At 70.5% G+C, this 11,111-nt stretch carries 12 protein-coding genes; 6 read left to right on the forward strand and 6 right to left on the reverse strand.

The annotated features are described in order from the left end of the window. Positions 1-44: 44 nt before the first annotated feature. The 3 genes from nadA to CT688_RS06625 all read left to right on the forward strand — a co-directional run bounded on the left by nadA (position 45) and on the right by CT688_RS06625 (position 2,670). The gene (nadA, locus tag CT688_RS06615) at positions 45-1,130 is read left to right on the forward strand and encodes a quinolinate synthase NadA (RefSeq protein WP_107756243.1); all 1,086 of its coding nucleotides are present in this window, start codon (positions 45-47) and stop codon (positions 1,128-1,130) included. A gap of 68 nt (positions 1,131-1,198) precedes the next feature. After that, the gene (gene nadC, locus CT688_RS06620) at positions 1,199-2,080 is read left to right on the forward strand and encodes a carboxylating nicotinate-nucleotide diphosphorylase (RefSeq protein WP_107758059.1); all 882 of its coding nucleotides are present in this window, start codon (positions 1,199-1,201) and stop codon (positions 2,078-2,080) included. Positions 2,081-2,145: 65 nt separating this feature from the next. Then, positions 2,146-2,670 carry a hypothetical protein gene (locus CT688_RS06625; protein ID WP_197431480.1) on the forward strand — a complete coding sequence of 175 codons (525 nt, stop codon included), beginning with the start codon at positions 2,146-2,148 and terminating at the stop codon, positions 2,668-2,670. Between the two features lie 53 nt (positions 2,671-2,723). Here the strand turns inward: CT688_RS06625 and CT688_RS06630 are convergent, their stop codons facing one another. From CT688_RS06630 to CT688_RS06645, 4 genes are all read right to left on the reverse strand, one after another. Next, complete coding sequence (locus CT688_RS06630) at positions 2,724-3,257, reverse strand: hypothetical protein (RefSeq protein ID WP_107756245.1); 534 nt, start codon at positions 3,255-3,257, stop codon at positions 2,724-2,726. A 76-nt stretch (positions 3,258-3,333) separates the two neighbouring features. Next, positions 3,334-4,227: an NAD(P)H-hydrate dehydratase gene (locus CT688_RS06635; protein WP_107756246.1), complete on the reverse strand. Its 894-nt coding sequence runs from the start codon at positions 4,225-4,227 to the stop codon at positions 3,334-3,336. Further along, entirely contained in the window at positions 4,224-4,961 is a 738-nt protein-coding gene (locus CT688_RS06640) for a histidine phosphatase family protein (protein WP_107756247.1), read from the reverse strand. Before CT688_RS06640 ends, CT688_RS06635 begins: the two co-directional genes overlap by 4 nt. 40 nt (positions 4,962-5,001) lie before the next feature. Continuing rightward, complete coding sequence (locus CT688_RS06645; protein WP_107756248.1) at positions 5,002-6,183, reverse strand: zinc-dependent alcohol dehydrogenase; 1,182 nt, start codon at positions 6,181-6,183, stop codon at positions 5,002-5,004. Positions 6,184-6,288: 105 nt separating this feature from the next. Between CT688_RS06645 and CT688_RS06650 the strand changes: the two genes are divergently transcribed. Both CT688_RS06650 and CT688_RS17685 read left to right on the forward strand, forming a co-directional pair. Further along, positions 6,289-7,764, forward strand: coding sequence for an NAD(P)/FAD-dependent oxidoreductase (locus CT688_RS06650; protein WP_107756249.1), 1,476 nt, complete (start codon positions 6,289-6,291; stop codon positions 7,762-7,764). 92 nt (positions 7,765-7,856) lie between these two features. Further along, a complete protein-coding gene (locus CT688_RS17685; protein ID WP_231750537.1) occupies positions 7,857-8,783 on the forward strand; it encodes a serine/threonine protein kinase in 927 nt (308 codons plus the stop codon). Positions 8,784-8,796: 13 nt separating this feature from the next. Here the strand turns inward: CT688_RS17685 and CT688_RS06660 are convergent, their stop codons facing one another. Further along, the gene (locus CT688_RS06660; protein WP_107756250.1) at positions 8,797-9,942 is read right to left on the reverse strand and encodes an alkaline phosphatase family protein; all 1,146 of its coding nucleotides are present in this window, start codon (positions 9,940-9,942) and stop codon (positions 8,797-8,799) included. A 198-nt stretch (positions 9,943-10,140) separates the two neighbouring features. Between CT688_RS06660 and CT688_RS06665 the strand changes: the two genes are divergently transcribed. Continuing rightward, the gene (locus CT688_RS06665) at positions 10,141-10,713 is read left to right on the forward strand and encodes a hypothetical protein (protein WP_107756251.1); all 573 of its coding nucleotides are present in this window, start codon (positions 10,141-10,143) and stop codon (positions 10,711-10,713) included. Positions 10,714-10,719: 6 nt separating this feature from the next. Here the strand turns inward: CT688_RS06665 and CT688_RS06670 are convergent, their stop codons facing one another. Further along, positions 10,720-11,106: an MmcQ/YjbR family DNA-binding protein gene (locus tag CT688_RS06670; protein ID WP_107756252.1), complete on the reverse strand. Its 387-nt coding sequence runs from the start codon at positions 11,104-11,106 to the stop codon at positions 10,720-10,722. Between the last annotated feature and the right edge of the window lie 5 nt (positions 11,107-11,111).

Here is an 11,111-nt window from a genome sequence, read left to right on the forward strand (position 1 = left end):
CGGTGACGTACCGGTCTGCAGAACCGACCCGGGAGGGGGCAGCGATGAGTACTGCCACAGGACACGGCACCACGGTCGCACCGCGGCCGGAGAGCACCGTCGGCAGGCTGGAGTCGCCGCTGGCCGTCAGGATCCGTCACGACGGCGCGGTGTACACCGGCGTCGAGCCCGACGCCCGGTGGGCGTCGGAGATCCGCCGTCTCGCCGCCGAGCGCGACGCGGTGATCCTCGCGCACAACTACGAGGTCCCCGCCATCCAGGACATCGCGCACCACGTCGGGGATTCTCTGGCCCTGTCGCGGATCGCCGCGGAGGCCGAACAGTCGACCATCGTCTTCTGCGGGGTCCACTTCATGGCGGAGACCGCCAAGATCCTCTCGCCGGACAAGACGGTCCTCATCCCCGACGAGGCCGCGGGTTGCTCGCTGGCCGACTCCATCACCGCCGAGCAGCTGGCGGAGTGGAAGGCCGAGCACCCCGACGCCGTGGTGGTCTCCTACGTCAACACCACCGCCGCGGTCAAGGCGCTCACCGACATCTGCTGCACCAGCTCCAACGCCGTCGACGTGGTCGAGTCGATCGACCCGGATCGGGAAGTCCTGTTCCTGCCCGATCAGTTCCTCGGCGCGCACGTGCGGCGTAAGACGGGCCGCGACAACGTTCTCGTGTGGGCCGGAGAGTGTCACGTCCACGCCGCGATCAACGGCGACCAGCTCACCACCAAGTCCCGGGCGCACCCGGGCGCCGAGCTCTTCGTCCACCCCGAGTGCGGTTGCGCGACGAGCGCGCTGCACCTGGCCACCGAGGGCGCGGTCCCGGCCGATCAGGTCAAGATCCTGTCCACGGGCGGGATGGTCGACGCTGCCCGCGCCTCGGGTTCCCGCGAGGTCCTGGTGGCCACCGAGATCGGGATGATCCACCAGTTGCGCAAGGCCGCCCCGGAGATCGATTTCCTGCCGGTCAACGAGCAGGCGAGCTGCCCCTACATGAAGATGATCACCCCGGCCGCGCTGCTGCGCGCGCTCGTCGAGGGCGCGGACGAGGTCCACGTCGACCCCGCCACGGCCGAGGCCGCGCGGGGGTCGGTGGAGCGGATGATCGCGATCGGCAATCCGGGATCCGGGGAGTGACCGGCGGGGGAGAGGGCGGGGTAGCCGCCGGCGCGACCTCGCAGGCCTCCGGTGGCGACGACGACGACCTGTTCGACCCCGATACCCGGGCCGATGCTCTCCTGGCGATCCGGCGCGCCCTCGAGGAGGACCTCCGGTACGGCCCGGATGCCACCTCGCTGGCCACCGTTCCCGCGGATGCCCGGGCCACGGCCCGTCTGGTGACCCGGTCCGACGGGGTGGTGGCGGGGTTGCCGCTGATCGAACTGGTCCTCACCGAGGTGCTCGGGCCTCATAGTGACGGCTCCGTCGGAGGCGGCGCCGACTTCTCGGTGACGCTCCAAGCCCGGGACGGGGACCGCGTGTCGGCCGGCGACGTGGTGGCCGAGATCAGTGCGCCGACCCGCGGTCTGCTGACCGCCGAACGGACCATTCTCAACCTCGTGTGCCACCTCTCCGGGGTGGCGACCGCGACCCGTGCCTGGGTCGACCGGCTCGAGGGCACCGGATGCGCCGTCCGCGACACCCGCAAGACCCTGCCCGGTATGCGGCTGCTGCAGAAGTACGCGGTGCGGTGCGGTGGTGGGGTCAACCACAGGCTCGGCCTCGGGGACGCCGTCCTGGTCAAGGACAACCACGTGGTGGCCGCCGGTGGGATCCTGCCCGCCCTGGCGGCCGTCCGCGAGCGGTTCCCGGACCTGCCCTGCGAGGTCGAGGTGGATTCCCTGGAGCAGCTCGACCAGATGCTCGCCTCGGGGGTGGACCTGGTCCTGCTGGACAACTTCCCCGTCTGGCAGACGCAGATGGCGGTCCAGCGTCGCAACGCGATCTCACCCCGGACCCGGCTGGAATCGAGCGGCGGTCTGGGTCTGGACGTCGCCGCCGACTACGCGCGTTGCGGTGTCGACTTCCTCGCCGTCGGCGGACTCACCCACTCCGTGGCGGTACTGGACGTCGGTCTGGATATGTGAGGTCCGCCCCACCCGGCCGTTCTGGTGCGGTGGCGACCGCCGGGACCCGCGTAAAGTTCGTTGTCATGACGGGCTTCTGGGACACGAGCGAGAAGAGCACGCCGGCGGAACGCCGGCAGCAGCGGATGGCGGAGGCCCGCCGGCGCGTGGAGTCGGGGGAGAACACCTCGCCGCCGCCCCCGCGCCCGGCCCCCGGCCCGCCGACCCGGAGCCGTTCGGCACGGTCCTCACGGCCGGCGACCGTGGATCCGCTCTCGGTGACCGGGGCCCAGTTCGCCGTGTGGCGCAGCGTGCAGCACTTCTGCGCCACCGATTCGCTCCCCGACGCCCGCGGGACCGACCTGGACCTGCTGGTCGCCTGGTCGGATTCCATCCAGCCGTTCCGGCTGCGTCAGCGAATCGTGGCGCGTCTCGACTCCCAGGGCGCGTGGGTGCCGGTCTGTTACGCCAAGGACGGTGCCCGCGAGACCATCACCCAGGCACAGGCCGACCGCTACCGCGAGGCCAGGCTGGGCGAGTCCACCCTCTCCGGGGGCGCGCAGAAGCCGCTCAGGGAGACCGACCACCCGGAGTCCACGACGTCGCTCTGATCTGACCCCGCCAAGACCGTGCCGCTGCCCTGAACCGGCTCTTATCGCGGGGCTCAGCCGGCGGCCAGGGCGAACCGCCGACCCCGCGGTTGCGGCCCGGTACTGAGGACCAGCTCGTCGGCGCCCGACTCCCGGCCGGCGGGACCGGTGGTCTCCGTGGTGGCGGTGACCTCCTCGGCGCCGGGGATCGCGTCGTCCGCGGTCTGCTCGCCCGTCAGTGTGTCGGCCTCGGAGTCGCCGGGGTGCTCGGCCACCGCGACGATCGTCCCCTCCCGTTCCAGATCGATGAGCGCGGTGCGCGCCGCCCTCGCATATCGCAGGTGCCGCATGGCGGGGGTGTCGGTGGCGGGGCCGGAGGGGTCCATGTCCGCGAGCCGCAGCGGTTCACCGGAGGGGGCCTCGTAGGCCTCACACACCGACTCGACGATCTCGTCGACTCCCAGGCTGTCCCACTCTCCGAGCTTGTCCACGACGATCATGCGGGCACGGTGCAGGGTGCCGGGATCCGGGACGGTGGCGTCATCGATGGCGGAACGGATCTTCTCGGCACGGGGCTCGTCGGCACGGGACTTGTCGGTGGAACTCATGACCCGAGCCTGCCAGTCCCGGCGCCGGGGCGCAGCCGGTCGCGCCCGCGACCGGTGCGCGACGGTGGACGGATGCTCAGGAGGAGAGCTCAGCCATGACGTGGGGGATCTCCGACAACAGCTCTCTGGCCAGAAATCCGGTGGGACCGACCCGCACCGCGAGCCGTTCACCGGCCCTACCGTGGGCGAAGGTGGCCCACGCGGCGGCCTGAGCGGGATCCGCCCCACGAGCGAGCAGCCCGGTGATGACTCCGGCCTTGACGTCACCCGAGCCGGACACCCCGAGCCCGGGGGTGCCCGATTCGTCACGCCAGAGACCGCCCTCTGGTGACGCGATCCACGAGGTGGCCGCCCCGGAGACCACCACTGCCCGGGTGCGCCGGGCGAGGTCTGTGACGCACCGGGGGGTGTCGGCCTCGACGTCGGACTCGGGGACGTCGAGAGTCCTCGCCAGTTCCCGGGTGTTCGGGGTGAGAACACAGCGACCCTCGAGGTGGGCGACGCCGTCCGGGTTCGCGGTCAGGTACGCCAGGGCGAGAGCGTCGAGGACGAGCGTGCAGTCGAGATCGGGGACCACTCGGCGGAGCAGTGCCCCGGCGACCTCGACGTTGCCGAGGCCGGGGCCGAGGACCACGGCGGCACACCCCTGCGCCAGCTCGGCGACCGTCTCCGCGCCGTCCGGCGACAGTTCGCCCGCCTCGTCCTCCGGGAGCCCCACCGTCATCGATTCCGGTATCTGCAGGGCCAACCCCGGCGCCACGGAGGATGCCGTCGCGATCTGGAGTTTGCCCGCCCCGGCGCGCAGCGCCGCTTCCGCCGCGAGGAGCACCCCGCCCGGTGTGGTGCGACCGCCTCCCACGACGAGCACCCGGCCGCGGCTCTCCTTGCCGCCGTCCGGCGTGGGAAGCGCCCACCCCCGCAGGCGGTGGGAGGTGAGCACGAGCGCCTCGCCCTCCTGGCCGGTGGTCACCGGCCGTCCTCGTCCGCTGCTGAACCCTCGCGGGTGGTGGGGGCCTCGGCCCGCTCTACGGCCGTGGTGTCGGCATACCGCTCGAGGCGCAGTGACCCGTCGCCGTTCCGGTATGTCGTCACCGAGCAATTGGGCAGGGGGTCCTCACGGTCGACGTGGAGGATGTCCTGTTCAGCCATATGTTCCAACGCCACCCGGAATCCCATGATCACCGCTTGGTGGCTGAAGATGCACAGCCGCTGACCGGCGTACTGCTGCCGGAGATCGGTGAGCAGGTAGCGCACGCGCAGGACCACGTCCGTCCAGCTCTCCCCACCCGGGGGTCGGTAGTAGAACTTGCCGATCCGGTCGCGCCGCTCCGCCTCCGCCGGGAAGCGGTCACGGATCCCGTGCCCGGTGAACCCGTCGAGGATCCCGAGGTCCCGCTCACGCAGCCGCTCGTCGGTGAGGAGAGTGGCATCCAGGCGGGCCGCTTCCAACGCGGCGGCGGCCGTGTCCGCCGCTCGTCGGTACGGGGAGGTCAGCCACACCGTCGGCCGGCGCTCGTCCGGTAGTGCGGCCAACCACGTGCCGACGGCCGACGCCTGGGTGAGTCCGGTCTCCGACAGCGGGGTGTCGGCATCCCGGTAATCCAGATCGAGGCGGTGCGCCCCGGCGGCGCGGGCCTCGTCGTCAGCGATGTTCCCCACGCTCTGCCCGTGGCGGACGAGCAGGAGGCGGGCGAGTTCCGTCATGCCCGGAACCTACCCGTCCGCCTCCCGCCGGGCCCCGACCTCACGGGGTGAGGACGATCTTCACGGCCCCGTCCTGCTTCTTCTGGAAGATCTCGTAGGCGTGGGGGGCGTCCGCGAGGGGGAGCCGGTGGGTGGCGAAGTCGTCCACTCCCAGCGGGTCGTCATCGCTGAGAAGCGGCATGATGTCCGGCACCCAGCGCTTGACGTTGGCCTGCCCCATCGTGAGCGTGAGCTGCTTGTCGAACATCGTCAGCATCGGCAAGGGGTCGGCGGTGCCGCCGTACACGCCGGACAGGGAGATGGTCCCGCCCCGGCGCACGATGTCGATAGCGGAGTAGAACGCGGAGAGCCTGTCCACGCCCGAGTGCTCCATCACCTTCTTGCCGAGGAACTTGGGCAGCATCCCCACGGTTGCGTGGGCCGCGGTGGCCACGGGGGAGCCGTGTGCCTCCATGCCCACCGCGTCGATCACCGAATCCGGCCCGCGCCCGTCGGTCATGTCGCGGATCACGTCCCCCAGTTCACCGGGGACGCCGGTGGGGTCGAGGACCTCGACTCCCCGATGCGCCTGGCGGGCCCGGCGTTCGGCGACCGGGTCCACTCCGATGACGCGGTGTCCGCGGTGGGCGGCGATCCGGGCCGCCATGTCGCCGATCGGTCCCAGTCCCAGTACCACGACGGTCCCGCCATCGGGGATCTTCGCGTACTCGACCGCCTGCCAGGCCGTCGGCAAGACGTCGGACAGGTACAGGTACCGGTCGTCGGTGTGCTCGTGCGGCACCTTGATGGTCGTGTTCTGGGCCTGCGGCACCCGCAGATACTCCGCCTGACCGCCGGAGACACTTCCGTACAGCTCCGAGTAGCCGAACAACGCCGCTCCCATCCCCTGGTCACGGACCTGGGTGGTCTCGCACTGGGTGTTCAGGCCCTTGTCGCACATGTAGCAGTGGCCGCACGAGATCTGGAACGGCATCACCACCCGGTCGCCGGGGGAGAGATCGGTGAGTCCGGACCCCACGTCCTCGACGATCCCCATCGGTTCGTGACCGAGGACGTCGCCCTCGTTCATGAACGGCCCGAGCACCTCGTACAGGTGCAGATCGGACCCGCAGATGTTCGTGCTGGTGATCCTGACGATCGCGTCGGTGGCTTCCTCGATCCTGGGATCGGGTACGTCATCCACGCGGACATCGCGCTTGCCGTGCCAGGTGACTGCCTTCATGTCAGGCTCCTCTCGCTGGTCGTGTCATGCGCGCTCACGCATATCGCCGACGCTACGAGGCCGGGCGAACCATCGCATCCGGTCGCCCGAGGCTGTAGACCTGAAGTGGTGACCGGTCTGCGACAACCCCGCGTGGTGATCATCGGCGCGGGACTCGCGGGCATCGCCGCCGCGCACACGTTCCGACAGGCCGGGCTGAGCGACGTGCTGATCTGCGAGAAGGGCACCGACGTCGGCGGGGTGTGGCACTGGAATCGCTACCCGGGCCTGACCTGCGACGTCCCGTCACAGCTCTATCAGTTCGGGTTCGCACCGAAAGCCGACTGGTCGCACGTCTGGGCATCCGGCGAGGAGATCCGGCTCTACCACCGGGAAGTCGTGGAGCGGTGCGGGTTGGACGGATGGTTGCGGCTCGAAACCGAGGTGACGGATGCGGTGTACGACGACGAGTCCGCAACCTGGACTCTTACCACCGCGGCAGGGGAGATCCTCCTCGCGGACTTCGTCGTGTGTGCGACCGGGGTGCTCCACCACCCCCATGTGCCCGACATCGACGGACTCGACTCCTTCGCCGGCCCTGTCGTGCACACCGCCCGCTGGGACCCGGAGCTCGAGACCGGTGGATCGCGGGTCGCGGTGATCGGGTCCGGATCCACGGGGGTGCAGATCGTCTCCGCGCTTCAGCCCGAGGCCTCGCGTCTACTGCACTTCACCCGCTCCCCGCAGTGGATCCTCTGGGCGCCGATGGGCGTCCGCCAACCCGAGCTGTTCACCGCCCTGCTCCGCCGGATGCCGGGACTGCAGCGGGGTCTGTACGCGGCCGCACTGTGGGCGTCGGGGATTCTGGCGGACGTGGTGCTCAAGCCGACCTGGCGTCGCCGGGCGGTGCAGGCGTACGCGAGGTCGAGTCTCCGCCGGCAGGTCCGCGACGCCCGGCTCCGGGCGAGGTTGACTCCCGATGACGAGCCGCTGTGTAAGCGGCAGGTCGTCTCGGGCACTTACTACGGCGCCATCACCGCCCCCAACGCCCAGCTGGTGACGAGTCCGATCACCGAGGTCACGCCCACCGGTATCCGCACCGATGACGGCGCCCATCACGACGCCGACGTGATCGTCCTGGCCACGGGTTTCCGATCCCACGAGTACATGCGCCCCATGCGGATCACCGGCCGCGACGGGCTGGGTCTCGATGAGGCCTGGGCGACCGGCCCGCGTGCATACCGGATGACCGCGATCCCTGGTTTCCCCAACCTCTTCACCGTTCTCGGTCCCAACTCGCCGACCGGGTCGATCTCACTGCAGTACTCGGCGGAACTCACCTCGCGGTACATCGCGCAGTGGATCGAGCAATGGCGACTCGGGCGGTTCGACGCGGTCGAGGTGACGGAGAGGGCGACCGCCGATTTCGCGCGCGCGGTGGGCGCGGCGATGGGGCCGACGGTGTGGAACACCGGGTGCACGTCCTGGTACCAGACAGCCGGCGGTGAGATCGATCTCTGGCCCTTCGACCGGAAGCGGATGGAGGAGATGCTCGACCACCCCGACGAGCAGGACTTCACGCAGGTCCTGCTCGGCTCCTGAGAACGTGGTGCGTTGCCGGTCGCCAGGTGGATAAAGTGACTGTCATTCTCCGGACGTAGGCCGCCTCGTCGGCCGTGTCGATGGTGGTGACTATGAGCGATCCGTCAGGTGGCTCCGGGCGGGACGGTTCCAGCCGGGACGGTTACCGGGGCAACGACGGGGGGTGGGGCCAGGACCCCTACGGAACGGGTTTGCGGGCTCCCTCTCGCAACGGCCTCATGTGGGTGATGGGTGGGCTCATCGTGGTGCTGCTCGTCGTCCTCGCCGGCGCGGTCGGCTACCTCGTCGCCTCGGACGGCGGCGAACCGGGTGCCGCACCAGCGCCGACGACGACCTCCGTGGAACCGGAGACGGCGACCCCCGTCCCGGAGACGATGCCCGCTGCAACCGGTGCTCCATCCGTGCGGTCCGCCGACTGCGACCCGGACGAGATCGCGAGCGAGGCGGGTATCACCCGTCGGAACGTCAACGTGGACCGGTGCGCGGGGGCGTGGGCACTGGCGCACGTCTTCGTACCGCAGGGTGAACCCGCCGGGGATACGCAGTACATAGTGAGCCGCGTGGGGGGGAGTTGGAAGCGATACACCGGGATCCCGTCCACCACGTGCCGTCAGGAGGCGGAGGCCGACGGCATGCCCGCTGAGATCGCAGCGGTCCTGGACGACTGTCGGTCCTCGGCCGCACTGACCGGCGATCTGGGACTGCGTGTCCCCATGTCCCGTCCCGCGTGCGACGGTCGGGGGATCGTGGTCCTGTACTCCGCCGTCACCCCGGGTGCATACGCGCAGGAGATCGCTGCCGCGCTGGCGCAGAACCCGGGAGCGTCCTACTTGCGCACCGACATGGCGTGCCCCTCGCTGCGCGCGAGGGACGAGAACGGCAACGTCATCTACGCCGTCTACCGCGCTTCCGGGTATTCCCGTCAGGAGCTGTGCGCAGACGTGCGAGCAGAGGGACCGCCTGCGTACGGTCGCTGGCTGGACTCCACCAGCGACCCGTCGACGCCGGTCACCTGCTGAGCAGGCCGGCGGCTCACCGCAGGATGAGTGGGATGTGCTGCTCAGCCGCGGTATTGGCCCCGTGATGACCGAGGAGGCCCGACTCCATCTTCTCGTGGTGGGTGCGGGCGAGGATGACGCCGCCGGTGGCGACCGCGATGACGTGACCCAGACGGTCCGCATGGTCCCGGCCCGGCCCGAACAACTGCTCGTCCAGCGCCTGTTCCCGGCTCAGCACCCGCGCGTGCCCCGCCAACTCCTCGCGCCAGGCGGCCAACACCGCCGTTTCCGCCCCGGCTCGTGCGTGCACGTGCCGTACCCGGGCCTCGCCGGCGAGCACCTCGACGTCCGTGAGGAGCGACGGTGTGGCATCGATATCGATCACGGTCTCCGCGGCCACCATGCCGTGGTCGGCGGTGACGAGCAACCCGCAGCCGGGGGGCAGATCCGTCGCCAGGTCGGCGATGAAGGCGTCCACCTCGCGCAACGACTGAACCCACTCCGGAGAGCCCGGACCGTGGATGTGTCCGATGAGATCGAGGTCTCCGAAGTAGGAATAGACGAACCGTCTGGACTTCGAGGGAGCGGCGACGACAGCGAGTATCGCCTCGCGGATCTCCTGCAGTGAGATCGCCGGGCGGTACTCGCCCTCCGCCCGGAACGCGGCGCGGGTGAGTCCGGATGCCCGGAAGTCCTCGCGCATGACGTAGGTGACGTCGACCCCCTCCTCGGTGAGCAGTTCGAGAAGACTCGGCAGCGCCTGCACCTCACGGGGAGGGAACCGGTCCAGTGCGGAGGGCCCCTCCGCCGACCCCGTGGTCCACCGGAGCGAGTTGAAGACGGTAGGTGTCTCCGCACCCTCGTCCGGGAGCGCGAAGCTGTACCCGACGATCCCGTGGCGGGAGCACGGCGCTCCCACCGCCAGGCTGGTCAGACTCGTGGCCGTGGTGGCGGGGAATCCCGCGGAGATCATCCGCGTGGTCATCGCCGAGAGGGTGGGGGCGACCTCGGCGTGCTGCCGGATGAGCTCGGCGCCGAGGCCGTCGACCAGGACGAGCACCGTATCCCGCGTGGGCGGGAGAGCCAGTGGGTTGCGGAGGTTGACGCCCAGCGAGGCGGCGATCGACGGCATGACGTCGGCCAGCGAGTGGTCGGCGGGGGTGGTCGGGATCCCGGTCATGGCTCCACTCTCCCTCATCGCGCCCGCGAACGGTGCGGACCGGCGCCGTCCGGGCAGACGGCACCAAGGCGAGGCGGCGTGACGTGACGACGTGGTGGTCGTGACGTAACACCGCCCCGCTCGTGACGTATATGTGATGGACTCAAGAATCCTCAACTCATCGTGGGGCTCGCGCCCCCGTCATGCTCGGAGATCACTGTGACCAGATCCATCGCCTGCGCCGGTGCGCTGGCCGCCGCACTTCTCGTCTTCTCGACCGGCGCCGCGGCAGCCCAGAGCGCAGACGGCCTGTCGTCTGGCGCCCTCGACTCGTCGTCGCTCACCGGCTCCGCCGGAACGGAGACCGACGCGGACACCGGCGGCGGCCTCGGCTCCGCCGGTGACCTGCTTCCGGCCTCCGTCACCGGTTCGCTGCCCGGTTACACCTCCGGTCCGGTCGGTTCCGTCGCCAGCGCCGTCTGTGGCGTCGGCACCGTGGCCGGCGCGGCTGCCAACCTGGCGGGCATCCCGCTTCCGCCCATCGGGGTCGTGTGCATGGTCGTCAAGCCCGTCGCGGAGTCCGTCGACTTCCTGATGCGCGGGGACGTCCCGGGGTCGGTCGACGCCGTCATCGGCGGGGTGCCCGTGGTGGGCGGCTCGCTGGCCGGAGCCGTCGACACGGGCTCGGCGACGGACGCCGTGGAGGGCTCGCTGGGCGAGGAGCGGCTCGGTTCGATCACCGGGTCCTCGGTGTCGCCCGAGGGTTCGCCGGAGATCGCGCCGGCGAACTGAGCCGGATCAGCGCTGCCCGCGCCCGAAGGAGTGCGGCTCGACCGGTCGCTGCGCGCTGGGGAGCCCGGCCACCACGAGTCGGTAGGACTCCGTGACCAATTCCTCGACCACGTCGTGGCCGAGGCTCCCCCCGGGGTGCAGTGAGATCCAGTGCCTCTTGTCCATGTGGTAGCCGGGAGTGATGTCCGGGTGCGCGTCACGGAGGGCGAGGCCGTCCGAGGGTGATGCCTTGATCACCACGAGGGGCTCGTCGTCGACCACGGTGTGGATCATGAACACCTTGCCGCGGACCTTGTAGACGTCGACGTCCGGCCCGAACGGGAACTCCAGGGTGGTCGCCGGTAGCTCGCGCGCTCGCAGCGCCGCACACTTCTGGAGTTCCCGCCCGTTCATCCCAG

Source organism: Dietzia sp. JS16-p6b (assembly GCF_003052165.1).
GTDB lineage: Bacteria > Actinomycetota > Actinomycetes > Mycobacteriales > Mycobacteriaceae > Dietzia.